Origin of the sequence: Noviherbaspirillum aridicola (assembly GCF_019656455.1) — a bacterium.
Taxonomy (GTDB): domain Bacteria; phylum Pseudomonadota; class Gammaproteobacteria; order Burkholderiales; family Burkholderiaceae_D; genus Noviherbaspirillum; species Noviherbaspirillum aridicola.
The window spans coordinates 129895-147858 of sequence record NZ_BPMK01000002.1 but is presented as its reverse complement, the minus strand read 5'-3'; the positions used below and the strand labels follow the sequence as shown (position 1 = coordinate 147858).

Here is a 17964-nt window from a genome sequence, read left to right as displayed (position 1 = left end):
TCCTGCGGCCAAGCAAGGCAGGCGGGGCATTGACGCATTAGCATGCTTCTTGCAGTTGCGGCTTCAAGGAAAGACCTCACTGAAAGGAACACCATGCAGAACGAACCCGATGCGCAATCGATCGTGCAGTTCCACGACAGCATGCTCGCCGCCGCGGGCTGGCCCGAGCAGGATTCCGGGCAGCAGCGCGACGGCGTCTGGCAGTGGATCGCCGCCAACCACCGCTACAACACCTTGCTGTGGAACGAGGAAGACAAGGCCCGCCGCACAGACGTCGGCCCCGAGGCGATCGCCGCGAGCAAGCGGCTCATCGACCAGTACAACCAGAAGCGCAATGACGCGGTGGAGTGCATCGACGAAGCCATTCTGACCGCACTCGGCCAGCTCGGCGACGAGCCGCCCGCGCCCGGCGCCCGCCTCAACAGCGAGACGGCCGGCGCGATGACGGACCGCCTGTCCATCCTCAGCCTCAAGATCTTCCACATGCGCGAGCAGACCGAGCGTGTCGACGCCAGCCAGGAACACATCGACAAGTGCCGCGAGAAGCTGCAGCGCCTCGGCATGCAAAGGCGCGACCTCGCCGCCTGCCTCGACCAGCTGCTGGCCGACGCCGCCGCCGGCCGCGCATGGTTCAAGATCTATCGCCAGTTCAAGATGTACAACGACCCCACCCTCAACCCCTACCTGTACGGCAAGCCGGGCCAGGCGGCACAAGGAATGGCCGCATGAGTGCAAATGCTGTCGTCGATGTGCTGATCCCCACCTGCAACCGTGCCGGCGCGCTGGCCGTCACGCTTGCCTCGCTGGCCGCGCAGACGCTGGCCGGGATACGCATTGTCGTGTCCGACCAGTCGGACCAGGCCGGCCCGGCCGGCTTCGAGGCGCCGGAGGTCCAGGCGGTGCTGCGGCTGCTGCGCGCCGGCGGCCGCGAGGTGCTCTGCCTGCGCCACTTGCCGCGCCGCGGCATGGCCGAGCAGCGGGCCTTCCTGCTGTCGCAGGCGCGCTCGCCCTACTGCCTGTTCCTCGATGACGACGTGCTGCTCGAACCCGACCTCGTCGAACGCATGCTGCGCGCGATCCGCGAACAGCGCTGCGGTTTCGTCGGCAGCGCGCTGCACGGCCTGAGCTTCATCGACGACATCCGGCCGCATCAGCAGGTGATCGAATTCTGGGAGTCGCGGGTAGAGCCGGAGACGGTCACGCCGGACAGCCCGGCATGGGCGCGCCACCATCTGCACAGCGCCGCCAATCTCTGGCACGTGCAGACGCGCATGGGCATCGACCGCGCGCGAAGCCGTCTCTACAAGGTGGCATGGATAGGCGGCTGCGTGCTCTTCGACACCGCGAAACTCCGGGACGCGGGCGGCTTCGACTTCTGGCGCGAACTGCCGGAAGCGCACTGCGGCGAGGATGTGCTGGCGCAGCTGCGCGTGATGGAACGCCACGGAGGCTGCGGCCTGATTCCTTCCGGCGCCTACCACATGGAATTGCCGACCACGGTCACCACCCGCGAGGTGGACGCGCCCAAGGTGCTTCCTCTCGCGCTTGCCGCGGCGGGGCCGGACCATGGCTGAATCCTCCCGCCTGTCCGATGTGCGCCGTATCGCGGTGCTGCGTCCCAACGCGGTCGGCGACTTCGTCTTTTCCCTGCCCTGCCTGCATGCGCTCAAGGCGGCCTACCCGCAGGCACGCATCACCTACATCGGGCGCCAGTGGCATGCTGACTTGCTGACGGGCCGCCCCGGGCCGATAGACGAAGTCGAAGTCATTCCGCCCACCCCCGGCGTGGGCCTGCCGCCCGATGCCGAGGTCGACACGCGCAGGGTCGAGGACTTCGTCGCGCGCATGCAGGCGCGGCATTTCGATATCGCGCTGCAGATCTTCGGCGGCGGGCATTATTCGAATCCCTTCGTCACGCGCTTCGGCGCGCGGCTGACCGCCGGCATGCGCGCGCCCGGCGCCGCGGCGCTCGACCGCAGCGTGCATTACGGCCCGATGCAGAACCGCCGCCTGCAGATGCTGGAAGTGACGGGCCTGGTCGGCGCGGGCATGGTGGACATGGGCGGCGCGCCGGACCTGCGGGCGACCGACGCCGACAGGCGGGAGGCGGACGCGGTGCTGACGCCCGTGCCGGGCAGGCGCCTGGCCGTGCTGCAACCGGGTTCCACCGACCGCAGGCGCTGCTGGTCCCCCGAGCGCTTCGCCGCGGTCGGGGACGCGCTGTCAGATGCGGGTCTGCTGGTCGCCGTCAACGGCACCGACGCGGAAGCGCCGGTGGTGCGCGCCGTCATCGAGCGCATGCGCACGCCCGCGGTCGACCTCAGCGGCCGGCTGTCGCTGTCGGGCCTGTGCGGCCTGCTCGACCGGGCATCCCTGCTCGTGTCGAACGATACGGGGCCGCTGCATCTCGGCCTCGCGCTCGGCACGCCGGCGGTGGGCATCTACTGGCTGACCAATCTGATCGAGTCGGGCGCGCTGCGCCAGGAAGGCCACCGTCCCGCGCTGTCGGTGCAGGTGCATTGCCCGGTCTGCGGCGAAGAGAACCTCACCTCGCGCTGCGCGCACGACGAAAGCTTCGTCGATCGGGTCGGCATAGAGCACGTCATCGGCCTGGCGATGGACCTGCTCAGGGAAGGAAAGACTGCGGGAAGGACTGCACGATCCGCCACGTGAGGTCGCGCCGAAGCCGCGGCCCCCGGCGGATCCGGTGCGGGTGACACGCGGGGGGCGCCCCGCGTCATGCGAATGCTAGCCGGCCCCGCCCGCCGCGCGCGTGTTCTGGCCTGCGGCCAGCAGCGCCCGCGCATGATCGATCACGGCGGCGGCCTGCCTGCCCTCCGGGTCCCAGAGGCAGCGATGCAGATTCTGATCGAGCGGCGCCCAGCGCTGCATGTCGGCCTTGCTGAACACCACCACGCTCGGCAGGCGCAGGCCGGCGGCGATGTGCGATACCCCAGTGTCATTGCAGATGAGCAGGCGGGCGCCGGCCATCAGGGCCGCCATCGCACCGATGGAGATCGGGCCGGCGGCGTCGATCGCCCTGTGGCGCATCAGCGATGCGACTTCGGCGGTCAGATCGGTCTCGTTCGGCGCCCCGGTCAGCACCACCTGCAGGCCGAATTCCTCCGCCAGGACATCCGCCACCTCGGCGAAGCGCGCCGGCGACCAGCACTTGTCGCGGAAGCGCGCGCCGGGATGGATGCAGAGATACCGGCCCGGCTCGGCGCCGCCGGCCAGTCCGCTCTCGCGCAGCTCGCGCTCGTCATCGGCGGTGATCGGAAATTCGAGTTCATTCCCCAGCGTCGGCGCGCCGAGAAACTCGGTCAGCTTGAGCAGCCGCAGCGGCTCGGGTCCCACGTCCGGATATTCGACGAAGCATTCCGGATCGGCGTCGCCGCCTGCGGCGGCGCTGCCGGCGACCATGTCGGCGCCGAAGGTGCCGATGATCTGGTTGCTGACCTGACCGCTGCCATGCATCTGCAGCGCGAGATCGAAATTGCGCGCATGGACGGTCTGGAAAAATGCCGGGATCAGCGCTTCCCTGACCGGCTGTTCCGGAAAGGCCGGATGGCCGGGGAAGGCGATGAAATCATCGATGTAGCGGTGAAAGCGGTCGGCGAACTGCTGCGCCCAGGGCAGCCCGATGAGCGTGATGCGCGCCGCCGGCAATGCGCCCCTGAGGGCACGCAGGGCGGGCACCGCGCACAGCATGTCGCCGAGCTGCAGCGCGCGGAACACCGCCACCGAGCGGACCTGGCGGCGGCGCAGCAGGCCGGTGACGGCATTCTCTTGCAGTTCGGTATTGGTCAGCGCCATGAGAATCTCCCCATCCTCGTGTCCTGTTAGGGGATTCCATGATACGGAAACCATCGACCGGCTAGCTTGATCGTTGCCAACCGCCGCCGCCGCGCGCCGCGGCTTTAGCCAAGCGGGTTGACGACGAAGGCCGGCATCGCCTCGCTGTTTTTGCGGCAGGCAAGAAAACGCTCGGCGACATCGAGCGCCTCGCCGATCGTCACATGCATGTCGAGATAGCGGTAGGTGCCCAGCCGCCCGACGAAGGTGACATCCCTTTCCCCGGCGGCTAGCTCGATGTAGCGCTTGAGCTGGGTCTTTTCCTGCGCCAGCCGGATCGGATAGTAGGGCGTGTCGTTCTCCTCGCAGTAGCGGCTGTATTCCTTGAAGATCACCGTGTTGTCGTGGCTCTCCCAGGGGGAGAAGTGCTTGTGCTCGGAAATGCGGGTCCACGGCACGCTCTCGTCGCAGTAGTTGATCACCGGGTTGCCCTGGTAATCGCCCTGGTGCCGCTCGGCGGCGAAGTCGAGGGTGCGGTAGCCGAGCCGTCCCTCGCTGTGGCCGAACCAGGCGTCGACCGGGCCGCTGTAGAACACGTGCTGATAGTCGCCCGCCATGTCGCGCTCGAAGCGGGTGTTGAGGTGGACGCTGATCGCCGGGTGGTCGAGCATGCGCTCGACGATGTAGGAATAGCCGTTGCGCGGCATGCCCTGGAAGGTGCTCGCGTAATAGTTGTCGTCGTAGTTGAAGCGCACCGGCAGCCGCTTGAGGATGCTGGCCGGCAGCTGCGACGGATGCATGCCCCACTGCTTCGTGGTGTAGCCCTTGAAGAAGGCCTCGTACAGCTCGCGGCCGACGAACCTGAGCGCCTGCTCCTCGAAGGTCTGCGGGTCGGCGATGCTCTGGTCGCCGATCTCCGCCATGAAGGCCTGCGCCTCGCGCGGGTTGAAGGTCTTGCCGAAGAACTGGTTGATGGTCATCAGGTTGACCGGCAGCGAATAGACCCTTCCCTTGTAGATCGCCTTGACGCGGTTGGTGAACGGCATGAATTCATCGAACTGCCGGACGTAGTTCCAGACCTTCTCGTTGCTGGTGTGGAAGATGTGCGGCCCGTAGGCATGCACCATCACCCCGGTCTCCGCGTCGCGCTCGGTATGGCAGTTGCCCGCCACATGCGAACGCCCGTCGAACACTTCGCACTCGTAACCCGCCTGGGCCAGCTCGCGCGCGATCACCGCGCCCGAGAATCCCGCTCCCACGATGCCGATTTTTTTCACGCTCTTCCTTTCATTGTCGCTGTGGTTGCCATCGTCTGTCTCCTTGAAGGATCAGCTGCCCGTGCTGGCCGCCTGGCCGGCATAGTCCTGCTCGGAAGCTTCCTGCCGCATCCGGAGGTAGCGCTCGAGCGCGTCGTCCAGGGACGGCAGCAGCAGGCCGTGCTCGCTCGCCATCGCGCTGTATGCGGGCCGTCGCGCCGCCAGCTTCATCGTCGCGCACGACGCCGTTTCCAGCCGGCCGGCATCCACGCCGGCGAGCGCGCAGGCCTTGCGCGCGAGCTCGGCCCAGGTGACGGCCTGTGCATTGGTCAGGTGCCAGATGCCCTTTTCGCGGTCGATCAGCAGGTCGAGCGAGGCATGCACCAGGTCCGGCACATAGGTGGGCGACACCGTGGTATCGCTGGCGGCGACGAAGGACGAGCCCTCGGCCAGCGTGCGCAGGGCGATGGTGAGGAAGTTATGGCTGTCCCAGGGGCCGAAGAACGCGCTGGTGCGGATGACGAGCGCGTCCGGGTAGGTGTCGAGCACCTTGCGCTCGGCCTCCGCCTTGCTCTTGCCGTAGACGTTGAGCGGGGCGACGGCGTCGCTTTCGAGATAGGGCTCCCGCCTGGTGCCGTCGAACACGAGATCGCTGGAATAGGTGAGCAGCTGTATCTTGTGCCGCACGCAGGCGATCGCCAGCACCGCCGGGCCGTGCGCGTTCTCGCGGAAGCAGCGCTCGGCATCGCTTTCGGCATCGTCGACGCGGACATAGCCGCCGGTATTGATGATGGCCCAGGGCTGGTAGCGCTCGATCGCGCGCTCGACCGAAGCCGGGTCCGCGATGTCCATGTCCTGACGGCTGAGCAGCCGGTAGGCGAGGTTGCGGGTTTCGCAGATGCGGGCGAAGGCGCGTCCGAGGGTGCCGGTGGCGCCCGTGATCAGGATGGGTTGCACCGGATTCCTCCCATGCAGGCGTTCTATCGTCAGCGAGGCGACGGCGGCGCTGGTGGCCACCGGCGGGCAGAAGAAGCGCCCCGGCCGTCGCCACCAGCCCTGCCCCTGCAGCACCGGATGGGTGAGCGGGCGTCGCGCCGACAGCTCGCGCATCATGTTCGCCACCGCGGTCGGGCGGGGGCGTTGTCCGCGCACGTCGTACGGTCCGGGCTCGTAATAGCCCTTGCAGGCGGTCACCAGGCAGTTCCAGTCGAAGGAGCCAAGCAGCGCCCATACCGTCACCGCGCGCATGTCGACACCGGCTTCGCGCACCTCGTGCGCCGCTTCCCAGATTTCCTGCAGCCAGCGCAGCTGGTCTTCGCGGTTGGCATCGATGTGCGCTTCCGTCACCGCCAGCGGCAGGCCGTAGCGTTCCCAGGCTTCCTGCAGCAGGGGGGCGATGCCGGGCGTGGGCGTGGCCAGCGCGCGCGGCGTCTCGATGTCGGCGTGGCGGAAATCGCGATAGGTATGGACGTAGCGCTCCGGATAGCGTTCGACCCGGTGGTCGAGCCAGCGCTCGCTGGTGATGTAGTAATTCACGCCCACCACGTCGGGCGGACAGGGATTGTCGCGGAACCAGAGGATGTCTTCGGCCGGAATGCCGGTGTCCATCAGATACGACCAGAGCGCGTGCTGCTCGTCGATCTTGCCGCACAACAGGTCCCAGCCCAGCCAGCGCCGCTCGTTGTAAAAGGTGGCGAGCGGTTCCAGCTCAGGCGTGCTGTAGGTCTTGCCGAGGTCGTCGGTCTGCACCAGGCGGGCGTCGGGAATGACTTCCCGGATCGCGCGCATCGACAGCACCACGGCCTTGCACTGGTTGAACAGCGTCTGCACGAAAGTGCGTTCGTCGCGCCCGTGCGGATACCAGACGCCGTAGAGGCCGGAGAAACGCGCGGTGGTGGTCGGCTCGTTGACCGGGGTCCAGTTCTTGACCCAGGGATAGCGGCGGGCGGCCGCGCCCGCGTATTCGGCCAGCTTGTCGGCGAACTGCGGATCGACGAGGCTGGTGTGGCGCGGGCCGCTGCCGTGATGCACGAGGCCGACGATGGGCGTCACCCCGAGGTCGCGCAGTACCGGCAGCCGTTCGTCCGACCACGACCAGTCCGCGTTGTCGAGGCCGTCGGGGGCGATCCGCTCCCACAGCACCGGATAGCGGATCGCGCGTATGCCGAGCGACGCGAAACGCTCGAGGTCGTCGCGCCGCAGTGCATGCCCGTTCCTGTCCATCTGGCTGAAGTAGTCGTCCATCACACGGTTCACCGTGCATTCGAGCCCGCCCCAGAGCTCTATCGGTCCAAAGTTCTTCTTTGCTTCTTGTTCATTCATGTGTGTCGGCTTTCGTCTTGTCTGTAACGGCGGTGTGTAAATTGAAGAATGTGCGGGAAGAATTGATGCGGGAGAACGTCTCTCCATGCGGAGGGACGCGCCTGCCCCCGGTGACTGCAATCGACGTGCCAGCTTTTCGCGGCATGCCTATGCGGCGTGGCGCAGCTGGGCGACGGAAGGGACCTGCTGCTGCAGCTCCCTGGCAATCTGCCGCCGGCGGGCCATGGTGACGTGACGGCCTATCTCCACCTCGACCCCGCACGCGCGCACGCGGATCAGGTCTTGCGCCCCCCTGGGCGCGGCCACCCTCGCCCACACCGGATCAAGGCGGATGCGTTGCACCTGCGTGCCGTCGAAGCGCTCGATCAGCAGGCAATCGGGACTGAGCGCGATGTGTTCGCGGTCGGTCGCGTGCCGCGCGTACACGAGGAAGGCGACCGCCACCGCGCCCAGTTCGAGCAGCGTGAAAAAGATCACCTGCCACGCGCCCATCATCACGAAGATGCCGGCAACCACGAAGGACAGGCAGCACAGGACGCCGTAGGCCAGCCCGAGCTGGCGCGGGGTCAGACTGCAATTACGCCTGAGCATCCACTCTTGTTTTTCCATTGCATGCTCCCGCCGCACTCGCCCTCCTTATTTCACGATGGGCGGCGTCTCGAAGGTATGGAAGGGCGCCGGGCTGGGCACGGTCCATTCGAGGCCGTCGGCGCCGTCCCATGGCTTGTCCCCCGCTTTCGGGCCGCCCCTGATCACCGGCAGCAGGATGGCGAACACGAAGTACACCTGGGTCAGGCCATAGAGCCAGCCGCCGATGGAAACGATCATGTTGAAGTCGGTGAACTGCGCCGGATAGTCCGCATAGCGGCGGGGCATGCCGGCCAGCCCGAGGAAGTGCATCGGGAAGAAAGTCACGTTGAGGAAGATGACCGAGCCCCAGAAATGGATCTGGCCGCGCCGCTCGTTGTACATGTGGCCGGTCCATTTCGGCACCCAGTAATAAAAGCCGGCGAACAGCGCCAGCACCGAGCCGGCGACCAGCACGTAATGGAAGTGGCCGACCACGTAATAAGTGTCGTGCACCTGGATGTCGATCGGCGATACCGCGAGGATGAGGCCGGAGAAGCCGCCTATCGTGAACACGAAGATGAAGCCGATCGCGAACAGCATCGGCGTCTCGAAGGTCATCGAGCCCTTCCACATGGTCGCGATCCAGTTGAACACCTTCACGCCGGTCGGCACCGCGATCAGCATGGTGGCGTACATGAAGAACAGCTGGCCCGTCACCGGCATGCCGGTGGTGAACATGTGGTGCGCCCAGACGATGAAGGACAGGATCGCGATCGAGGCGGTCGCGTACACCATCGACGCATAGCCGAACAGCGGCTTGCGGGCGAAGGTCGGGATGATATGCGAGATGATGCCGAAGGCCGGCAGGATCATGATGTAGACCTCGGGGTGGCCGAAGAACCAGAAGATGTGCTGGTACATCACCGGGTCGCCGCCGCCGGCCGCGTTGAAGAAGGTCGTGCCGAAGTGGCGGTCGGTCAGGGTCATGGTGATCGCGCCGGCGAGCACCGGCATCACCGCGATCAGCAGGTAGGCGGTGATCAGCCAGGTCCAGCAGAACATCGGCATCTTCATCAGCGTCATGCCGGGCGCGCGCATGTTGAGGATGGTGACGATGATGTTGATGGCGCCCATGATCGAGGACGCGCCCATGATGTGCATCGCGAAGATGCCCATGTCCATGCCGATGCCCATCTGGGTCGACAGCGGCGCATACAGGGTCCAGCCGGCCGCGGTGGCGCCGCCCGGCGCCAGGAAGGAGGCGGCCAGCAGGATGGCGGCGGGAATCAGCAGCCAGAACGAGAAATTGTTCATCCTGGCAAACGCCATGTCGGAGGCGCCGATCTGCAGCGGAATCATCCAGTTGGCGAAGCCGACGAAGGCCGGCATGATCGCGCCGAACACCATGATCAGGCCGTGCATGGTGACGAACTGGTTGTACACCTCCGGCTGCATCACCTGCAGCCCGGGCTGGAACAGTTCGGCGCGGATACCCATCGCGAGCAGGCCGCCGAACAGCCACATGAACGACGCGAACCACAGGTAGAGGGTGCCGATGTCCTTGTGGTTGGTGGCCATCAACCAGCGCCGCCAGCCGTGGGGGTGATCGTGCGCATGGTCGTGCGCATGACCGGGATGGTGGGCATGGCCATGCCCGGGCGCGGCTACATCGGCATTACTCATGAAGAGACTCCGGAAAAACCCGGGCCCGACCGGCGTCGGGCCCTGAGTAAGTGGAGTGCGGCGAAGCCGAAAGCATTGCGCGCACGCGCTTGAGGCCGATCAAGGAACCTGACTGCGTTGCCGCGCGGACGGAGAGGCTCAGGTGGGCCCTGCCCGCAGCGCGTCCGGGTCCGCCGTCGGCGGATCGGGCGGCAGGGAGCGCGGCAGATCAGGCGCGGGACGCATCGCCCCGAGCGTCCTCATGCTTGCTCCCTGCCCGGGACGGGAGGCGTCATGCGGTATCTGCCCGGTCTCGAGAAACTGCTTCATGCGCATCAGGTCGTCATCCATCTGCCGCTTCGGGTCGCCGTGCAACAGCCGCGCGACCGCATGGCCGATGAGGCCGCTCGGGGGTTGGTAGGACAGTTGCACGCTGACCCGCGTGCCGCCGCCCTCGGGCTCGAAGCGGATGGTGCCGCGGTTGCGCACGCTCGCGCCGGTCTCGCTTTCCCACGCGAGCAGGCGGGGCGGCTCCGACGCCGTCACCCGCGCATCCCATTCCAACGTCATGCCGCCCGGCCCGGTCACCTTCCAGTGCGAACGGCCGTTGCCGAGATTCCTCACTTCACGCACATGCGACATGAAGCGCGGGAAATCCTCGACCTTGCTCCACAGATCGAACACGGCTTCCGGCGCCGCATCGATGTGTATCGTCTTGTGCATGAGGACGCCGCCGCCCTCGCGCAGGCCGGCGGCTTGCAGCAGGGAAGCGTTGGACAGTCCGCGCGCCACCAGGCCCATGCCGGCCACCGCCGACAGCATGCGCGCCGGGTTGCGGCTGCTCAGGCCGAGTGCGGCCAAAGTGCCGCCCGCGGCGACGGCGGCCGCGCGCCAGCCCGGAGGCCAGGCGCTTCGGGCGAGGCCGCGCTGGCGTCCGCCCTGCGGCGCGGGCACCTGCATGCCCTCTTCGTGCACGACGAGGCGGTCCTCGACATGGCTGACGCCGAGCACCTTGTTCACCACCGCCAGCAGATGCGGTTTTTCATGGGCGGGCACGGTGCCGCCGAGGGTAACCCTGCCGAGCTGCGCCCTGACGTCGATCGCCCTCGGATGCGACACCGCGCGACCGATGCGCTGACGCACGCGGGCCACCAGCACCTCGTCGTCCACCATCAGATTGCTGCGGTTCATCGCGCGCTGCGCCTGCGCCCGCAGCCCGTGCAAGCGGTTGCCGAGGTCCCGCGAGGCCGTGTCGATCGCGCTGCCGGATCTTGCCGCCGCGCTGCGCAGCTTGTCGGATGCGAGCTTGCGGCGCCGCCTGCCGTGCTCCTGGTCGCCGAAATACATGGCCAGCAGGCCGGCGGCGGCGCCGCCCAGCAGCCAGGTCATGCGGGAAGGATTGCTTGCAGAATACCGGTACATCGTCGCCTCCTTTCCATGCCGAGAGTGTTCGCGCCGGCATTGCTGCCGGCGGATCAGTCAGTTCTTGATCCCGCCCCGGGCATCAAGTTCCGGGCATGGGCGCCAGGGGCGGCAGGGGGCGCCGGGGCCGCGATCAGCCGCCGAACAGGTCGAGCTGGGCGCCGGCGGCGGCCGGCACCGAGAACAGGTCGGTCCGCAGCGGCTGCCTTTCGCGGTTCAGGCCGTGCCGGCGGCAGGCGAGCTCGAAGCGCTGGCGCAGCAGATCGGCGAACACGCCGGTGCCGCTCATCCTGGTGCCGAATTCCGGGTCGTAGAGGCGGCCGCCCCGCATCTGCGCCAGCAGGGAGAGCACGTGGCGGGCGCGCTGCGGGTAGTGGGCCTGCAGCCATTCCTCGAACAGGCCGGCGACCTCGCGCGGCAGGCGCAACAGTATCCATGCCGCACTCTTCGCGCCGGCGGCGGCGGCCTGTTCGAGGATCGCTTCCATTTCGATGTCCGTGATCGCCGGTATCACCGGGGCCACCAGCACGCCGACCGGCACCCCGGCTTCATGCAGCCCGCGTATCGCCGCCAGCCTCCTCGCCGGCGCGCTCGCGCGCGGCTCGAGGCTGCGCATGGTCTCGTTGCGCAGGCTGGTCACCGACACATAGACGCGGGCCAGCCCCTGCCGCGCCATGCGCGCGAGGATGTCGGCATCGCGCAGCACCAGCCCGGACTTGGTGGTGACGGATACCGGATGCCTGAAGCGTTCCAGCACTTCCAGCACCGAACGGGTGATGCCCAGCTCCCGCTCGGCCGGCTGATAGGGATCGGTATTGCCGCCGAGGACGATGAGTTTCGGCCGGTAGCCGCGCGCCGACAGGGTCTTCTCCAACAGCTCGGCGGCATTCGCCTTGGCCTGCACCTGCGTCTCGAAATCCAGTCCCGGCGACAGGCCGATATAGGCATGCGAGGGACGGGCGTAGCAGTAGATGCAGCCATGCTCGCAACCCTGGTAGGGGTTGATCGAGGCATCGAACGGGATGTCCGGCGAATCGTTCGCCGAAATGATGCTGCGCGCCTGCTTCATCCACACCGTGGTCCGGGTGGGCGCCGGCGCGTCGGCCTCGTCATCCGGCGGCGGCGCCGGCTCGCGCTCCCGGCGCCAGGACTCGAAGCGGCTGCGTTCATTGGAACAGGCCCCCCTGCCCTTGCGGGCAACGGGCGGAGGCAGGCGATTGCCGGGTACGCTATTCATCGCGGGAAAAAGAGGAAAAACGGGAACTGTACGTTTATACAGTAAAACCGGCCGCGTGGCATGAATGCCGCAACTGCGACGGTAGAAGTTTCCAGGCGGCAAATTATCAGCTATGCTTCACCCGTCACCAACATGACGACAAGGGCAAACCCGCCGAAAGGCGGGGACGCAAAGCTTCTGGTCTGCCGGCGCCGCCGTTCGCGCCAACGATAGCAGGGCTGCAATCGCTTCTTCCGTCCGGCGCGCCTGCCGGACGCGTCGCCATTCCCCCGCAGCCGACCGCATGCCCTTGTTCCGTCCATTCGCCGTCCGCACCGGACGGCACGGAGAAGGCCATTGAACGCTAACGGGCATCCCGCACCCGCGTCCCGCATGGACGCCGTACTGTCCCGCCCCGTCCGCCGCCTCGCCATTGCCGCGCTGCTGCCGGCCCTGCTCGCGGCCTGCGCCGTCACGCCCCCACCGCGCGTCGAGGACGACCGGACCGCGTCCGTCGTCAAGCCGGCGCGCGTGCTGCCGCGGCACATCCTCAGCGAATGGGGCACCTTCGGGGCCGATACCGGCCCCGGCGCACGTTCGCGCGGGATGGCCCGCCTGCCTGTCCATCCGGCACCGGTCATCAGCCCCACCATCCGGGAAATCATGGCCAGCGCGACCTGCCGCGACTGCGAGCAGAAGCCGTTTCACGAGATCGTCATGCGCGCTTCCAGCACGCACGGCGTACCGCCGGCACTGATCCATGCGGTGATCGAAAAGGAATCCGGCTACAACCCGCGCGCGACCTCGCCGCGCCAGGCGCGCGGACTGATGCAGGTCACGCCGGCCACCGGCCGCATGGTCGGCGTCGACAGCAGCGCCGCCCTGTACGACCCGCATGTCAACATCCACGCCGGCACCGCCTACCTGCGCATGCTGATGGAGAGCCACGACTCGATGGATGAAGTGCTGGCCGCCTATAACGCCGGCCCGGGCAACGTGCGCCGCTACAACGGCGTGCCGCCGTTCAGCGAGACGCGCCGCTACGTGCATGCGGTCAAGCGCAGCTTTGTTTCGAGCTCTTCCGAATGATCCCGCGCGCCGGACAATAACAATCAAGAAAAAAGGCTGACATGAAGACTCTGCTGGTCGCGGTCGACCGCAACGATGCGCCCGAGATGCGGGCGGCGCTCGGCGACGAATTCGAACTGCGCTTCTGCCACACGCTGCAGGCGGCCCGCACCGGGCTGGACGGCATCGATGCCGTCCTGTGCGGACTGCATTTCGACGAGGGCAAGCTGTTCGCGCTGCTGGAAATGCTGAACGCCGCCCCGCTGTCGCCCCGGCCGCGCATCCTGTGCATCAAGGATGCCGGCGGGCCGCTCAGCCCGGCGATCCGCAAGAGCATCGCGATCGCCGTCGCCCGCATGGGCGCGCGCGGCTTCACCGACCTGGCCGAGCTGCGCGCCGGGCATGGCGAAGCGCAGGCGCGGCGGCTGTTCAGGGACACGGTCCGCGAGCTTGTCGGCGACGCCTGAGGCTTGCGGCCGCGCTCTCCCCCATTGCAATTGACGCAGGGGGGCGGATACCGTAACGTCCCGTGCATCACGGCCCCGGCAGGGCCGACGCACAGGAGACCGCGATGCCCGTACTCATGCTGGTCGGCGCCACCGGCCTGGTCGGAAGCGCCGTTCTGCGGCACGCGCTGGCCGACGCGCGGGTGGACAGGATAGTCGCCCCCTCGCGGCGGGCGCTGCCCGCGCATCCCAGGCTCGACAATCCGCTGGTCGATTTCGACCGCCTGCCCGGCGATGCCTCGTGGTGGGCCGTCGATGCCGTCATCTGCACCCTCGGCACCACCATCCGCGCGGCGGGCAGCCAGGCCGCGTTCCGCAAGGTCGACCTCGAGTATCCGCTGGCGGTCGCGCGGCTGGCGCAGCGCCACGGCGCGCGCAGCTTCGCATTCAATTCCGCGGTCGGCGCCGACCCCGGATCCCGCATCTTCTACAACCGCGTCAAGGGCGAAGCCGAGCAGGCGCTGCGCGCATGCGGCTATGCCTCCCTGACCATCGTGCGGCCGGCGCTGCTCGGCGGCGAGCGCGCCGAGCGCAGGACCGCCGAGTCCATCTCGCTCGGACTGCTCGGCGCGCTGCGTCCGCTGGTGCCGCCGCGCTACCGTGTCGTGCCCGCCGGACAGGTCGCGCGGCGGCTGCTCGACGCCGCGCTCGCCGCCCGCGACGGTCTCCACATCATCGAGTCCGAAGCGATCTGAGCCGCACCGTCGCTGCAATGCCGGCGCACTTCATCAGTGCGCGTCCCCGCCATGCATCGCCCCAGCACAATGCACCGCACCCGTTTTTGATGCGAAAAACCGCGGCAAACCGCGCCTGGCACGGCGAAAACGCATGGCACGCCGCTTGCAAATAAGCGCGCAAAGCCAAAGCGCTTTGCAGGCATGGCGTCCAGCGCCGGACGCCATGGACAATGAGGTCCTGCGCAGCAGGCATCGCCGCGAGGCGGACCGGCCGCGCATCAACAACGGTTTGCACATGCCTATTCACGCCCTTCTTCCGGTCCTGGTCGTCAGGACATCCGCCACCGCACCGCCGCGCGGCAAGCGCGGACGCCATCGTCGCGTCCGGCCGAAACGCGGCTAGCCGCTTCCCGCCTTTCAACCAGCAGTACGCGGCTCCCCGGTGGAGCCGTGCGGATTCACACGTCCTGAGGAAAGACCATGAAGATCATCGTAATCGGCCACGGCATGGTGGGCCACAAATTCCTGGAAAGCCTGGATGACGCCGGTCTGCACGGCGCCGAGGTGACGGTGCTGTGCGAAGAGCCGCGCCCGGCCTACGACCGCGTGCACCTGTCCGAATTCTTCGCGGGGAAGAGCGCCGACGAGCTGTCGCTGGTGCCGCCCGGCTTCTTCGAGCGCGACAACCTGCTGCTGAAGCTCAACGCGCGCGCGGTCGCCATCGACCGCCAGGCAAAAACGGTGACCAGCTCGACCGGCGAAGTGCTCGGCTACGACAGGCTGGTGCTGGCGACCGGTTCCTATCCCTTCGTGCCGCCGGTGCCCGGGCGCGACCGCAAGGACTGCTTCGTCTATCGCACCATCGAGGACCTGGAGGCCATGCTGGAGTGCGGCGCGCGCTCGTCGAGCGGCGTGGTGATCGGCGGCGGCCTGCTCGGACTCGAATGCGCCAAGGCGCTGCGCGACATGCGGCTGCAGACGCATGTGGTCGAATTCGCGCCGCGGCTGATGGCGGCGCAGGTCGACGACGGCGGCGGCCGCATGCTGCGCCGGAAGATCGAGGACCTCGGCGTGGCGGTGCATACGCAGAAGCAGACGCTGGAGATCGTCGACGGCGAGCAGGCGCGGCACAGGCTGGTGTTCGCGGACGGCAGCCATCTCGAGACCGACATGATCGTCTTCTCCGCCGGCATACGGCCGCGGGACGAACTCGCCAGGCAGTGCGGCCTCGCCACCGGCGCACGCGGCGGCATCGTCGTCGGCGACGACTGCAGGACCTCGGACCCGGACATCTACGCCATCGGCGAATGCGCGCTCTGGAACGGCCAGCTGTTCGGCCTGGTCGCGCCCGGTTATGAGATGGCGCGCGTGGCCGCGCGTCACCTGGCCGGCGCCGATGCCGCATTCCGGGGCGCGGACATGAGCACCAAGCTCAAGCTGATGGGCGTCGACGTCGCCAGCATCGGCGATGCGCACGGCAGCGCCGCGGGCAGCCGTTCCTACCAGTTCAGCGACGAACGCAAGCAGGTGTACAAGAAGATCGTCGTGTCCGATTGCGGCACGCAGCTGCTCGGCGCGGTGCTCGTCGGCGATGCCGGCGAATACGGCGAGCTGCTGCAGATGATGCTCAACCGCATCGCCCTGCCCTCCGACCCCGAATTCCTGATCCTGCCCCAGTCCGATGGCAAGGCCCGGCCCGGCCTCGGCGTGGATGCACTGCCCGCGAGCGCGCAGATCTGTTCCTGCAACAACGTGAGCAAGGGCGCGATCTGCGAGGCAGTCTGCGCCGGCGCCGTCTCCATCGGCGAACTCAAGTCCTGCACCGGCGCCGGCACCAGTTGCGGCGGCTGCGTGCCGCTCGTCACGCAGGTGATGAAGGCCGAGATGAAGAAGCAGGGCATGGCGGTCAGCAATCACCTCTGCGAACACTTCCCGTACTCCCGCCAGGAGCTTTTCCACCTGGTGCGCGTGGGCGGCATCAGGAGCTTCGACGCGCTGCTGCAGGCCCATGGCAAGGGCCACGGCTGCGATGTCTGCAAGCCGGTCGCCGCCAGCATCTTCGCCTCCTGCTGGAATGAATTCGTGCTGAAGAAGGAGCATGCCGCCCTGCAGGATTCGAACGACTACTTCCTCGGCAATATCCAGAAGGACGGCACCTACTCGGTGGTCCCGCGCATGCCCGGCGGCGAGGTCACGCCGGAGGGCCTGATCGCGGTCGGGCTGGTGGCGAAGAAATACGGCCTCTATACCAAGATCACCGGCGGCCAGCGGGTCGACCTGTTCGGCGCCCGGCTGGAACAGTTGCCGCTGATCTGGGAAGAACTGATCGCCGCCGGCTTCGAATCCGGCCATGCCTACGGCAAGTCGCTGCGCACCGTGAAGTCCTGCGTCGGTTCGACCTGGTGCCGCTATGGCGTGGACGACAGCGTCGGCCTCGCCATCGAGCTGGAGAACCGCTACAAGGGCCTGCGCGCGCCGCACAAGATCAAGTTCGGCGTCTCCGGCTGCACGCGGGAATGCGCCGAGGCCCAGGGCAAGGACGTCGGCGTGATCGCCACCGAGAAGGGCTGGAATCTCTATGTGTGCGGCAACGGCGGCATGAAGCCGCGCCACGCGGAACTGCTGGCGTCCGACCTGAGCAAGGAAACGCTGATCCGCTACATCGACCGCTTCCTGCAGTTCTACATCCGCACCGCCGACCGGCTGCAACGGACCAGCGTGTGGCGCGACAACCTGGAAGGCGGCCTGGACTACCTGAAGCAGGTGGTCGTCGAGGACAGCCTCGGCATCGCCGCCGAGCTCGAAGCCCAGATGCAGCACGTGGTCGACACTTACCAGTGCGAATGGAAGACGGCGGTGACCGACCCCGAGACACGCAAGCGCTTCCGCCCCTTCGTCAACAGCGATGCCCGGGATCCGAACGTGGTGTTCGTCGAGGAGCGCGGCCAGATCCGCCCGGCCACGCCGGAAGAACGCCGGGTCATCCCGATCGCCAGGGCCGCATGAGAAAGGAGAAGCCATGATTCATCAGGAAAAACAGCGCTGGACCGCGGTCTGCCCGCTCGACGACATCCTGCCGGATACCGGGGTATGCGCGCTGGTCGACAACCGCCATGTTGCCGTCTTCCGCGTCGGCAACGGGGAGGAGAAGGTGTTCGCGATCGACAACTATGATCCGAATGCGCAGGCCAGCGTGCTCTCGCGCGGGCTGGTCGGCAATCTCGGCGATCGTCTCGTCGTGGCGTCGCCGATCTACAAGCATCATTTCGACCTGGAAAACGGCGCCTGCATCGAAGCGCCCGAGAAGTCGGTGCGCGCCTGGCCGGTGCGGGTGGAGAAGCGCATGGTGTGGGTCGGCTGCTGACAACGGCGGCCCCGCCGCCGGCGGATCGGACTTGAACGAAATGCCGGCGCATGCGAGCATGGCCGCTCCCGACACCGAACAAAACCGGCCCGAGCCGGTACCAAGG

15 protein-coding genes and 1 riboswitch are annotated in these 17964 nt (G+C 67.6%); of the genes, 8 read left to right on the top strand and 7 right to left on the bottom strand.

From position 1 onward, the window contains the following. The first annotated feature begins 93 nt into the window (after window positions 1–93). From NCCP691_RS21315 to NCCP691_RS02525, 3 genes are read left to right on the top strand one after another with little or no spacing between them, the layout of a single operon-like run. The gene (locus tag NCCP691_RS21315; RefSeq protein ID WP_238482282.1) at window positions 94–729 is read left to right on the top strand and encodes a DUF4254 domain-containing protein; all 636 of its coding nucleotides are present in this window, start codon (window positions 94–96) and stop codon (window positions 727–729) included. Continuing rightward, window positions 726–1574: a glycosyltransferase family 2 protein gene (locus NCCP691_RS21310; protein WP_238482281.1), complete on the top strand. Its 849-nt coding sequence runs from the start codon at window positions 726–728 to the stop codon at window positions 1572–1574. Before NCCP691_RS21315 ends, NCCP691_RS21310 begins: the two co-directional genes overlap by 4 nt. Next, entirely contained in the window at window positions 1567–2673 is a 1107-nt protein-coding gene (locus NCCP691_RS02525; protein WP_220806671.1) for a glycosyltransferase family 9 protein, read from the top strand. The genes NCCP691_RS21310 and NCCP691_RS02525 overlap by 8 nt, the downstream gene beginning before the upstream one ends. Before the next feature lie 75 nt (window positions 2674–2748). On the opposite strand, the gene NCCP691_RS02520 is transcribed toward NCCP691_RS02525, so the two are convergent. The 7 genes from NCCP691_RS02520 to NCCP691_RS02490 all read right to left on the bottom strand — a co-directional run bounded on the left by NCCP691_RS02520 (window position 2749) and on the right by NCCP691_RS02490 (window position 12264). Continuing rightward, window positions 2749–3816, bottom strand: coding sequence for a glycosyltransferase family 9 protein (locus tag NCCP691_RS02520; RefSeq protein ID WP_220806670.1), 1068 nt, complete (start codon window positions 3814–3816; stop codon window positions 2749–2751). Between the two features lie 104 nt (window positions 3817–3920). Then, a complete protein-coding gene (glf, locus tag NCCP691_RS02515) occupies window positions 3921–5072 on the bottom strand; it encodes a UDP-galactopyranose mutase (protein ID WP_220806669.1) in 1152 nt (383 codons plus the stop codon). A gap of 51 nt (window positions 5073–5123) precedes the next feature. Next, window positions 5124–7373 carry a family 1 glycosylhydrolase gene (locus NCCP691_RS02510; RefSeq protein WP_238482280.1) on the bottom strand — a complete coding sequence of 750 codons (2250 nt, stop codon included), beginning with the start codon at window positions 7371–7373 and terminating at the stop codon, window positions 5124–5126. 147 nt (window positions 7374–7520) lie between these two features. Continuing rightward, window positions 7521–7982 carry a DUF2244 domain-containing protein gene (locus NCCP691_RS02505; protein WP_220806668.1) on the bottom strand — a complete coding sequence of 154 codons (462 nt, stop codon included), beginning with the start codon at window positions 7980–7982 and terminating at the stop codon, window positions 7521–7523. Between the two features lie 27 nt (window positions 7983–8009). Next, the gene (ctaD, locus tag NCCP691_RS02500; RefSeq protein WP_220806667.1) at window positions 8010–9626 is read right to left on the bottom strand and encodes a cytochrome c oxidase subunit I; all 1617 of its coding nucleotides are present in this window, start codon (window positions 9624–9626) and stop codon (window positions 8010–8012) included. Between the two features lie 138 nt (window positions 9627–9764). Beyond that, a complete protein-coding gene (locus tag NCCP691_RS02495) occupies window positions 9765–11027 on the bottom strand; it encodes an SRPBCC family protein (RefSeq protein WP_220806666.1) in 1263 nt (420 codons plus the stop codon). A gap of 133 nt (window positions 11028–11160) precedes the next feature. Beyond that, window positions 11161–12264 carry a PA0069 family radical SAM protein gene (locus tag NCCP691_RS02490; RefSeq protein ID WP_220806665.1) on the bottom strand — a complete coding sequence of 368 codons (1104 nt, stop codon included), beginning with the start codon at window positions 12262–12264 and terminating at the stop codon, window positions 11161–11163. Between the two features lie 133 nt (window positions 12265–12397). Continuing rightward, window positions 12398–12490, top strand: a riboswitch (cyclic di-GMP riboswitch). Window positions 12491–12636: 146 nt separating this feature from the next. On the opposite strand from NCCP691_RS02490, the gene NCCP691_RS02485 reads away from it, so the two are divergent. From NCCP691_RS02485 to nirD, 5 genes are all read left to right on the top strand, one after another. Further along, window positions 12637–13332, top strand: a complete 696-nt coding sequence (locus NCCP691_RS02485; protein ID WP_220806664.1) for a lytic transglycosylase domain-containing protein — start codon at window positions 12637–12639, stop codon at window positions 13330–13332. A gap of 41 nt (window positions 13333–13373) precedes the next feature. Further along, entirely contained in the window at window positions 13374–13778 is a 405-nt protein-coding gene (locus tag NCCP691_RS02480; RefSeq protein WP_220806663.1) for a hypothetical protein, read from the top strand. A 104-nt stretch (window positions 13779–13882) separates the two neighbouring features. Further along, on the top strand, window positions 13883–14512 hold the full coding sequence (locus tag NCCP691_RS02475) for a Rossmann-fold NAD(P)-binding domain-containing protein (RefSeq protein ID WP_220806662.1): 630 nt from the start codon (window positions 13883–13885) through the stop codon (window positions 14510–14512). 462 nt (window positions 14513–14974) lie between these two features. Beyond that, on the top strand, window positions 14975–17500 hold the full coding sequence (gene nirB, locus NCCP691_RS02470; protein WP_220806661.1) for a nitrite reductase large subunit NirB: 2526 nt from the start codon (window positions 14975–14977) through the stop codon (window positions 17498–17500). Between the two features lie 13 nt (window positions 17501–17513). Next, complete coding sequence (gene nirD, locus NCCP691_RS02465; protein WP_220806660.1) at window positions 17514–17858, top strand: nitrite reductase small subunit NirD; 345 nt, start codon at window positions 17514–17516, stop codon at window positions 17856–17858. The last annotated feature ends 106 nt before the right edge of the window (window positions 17859–17964 follow it).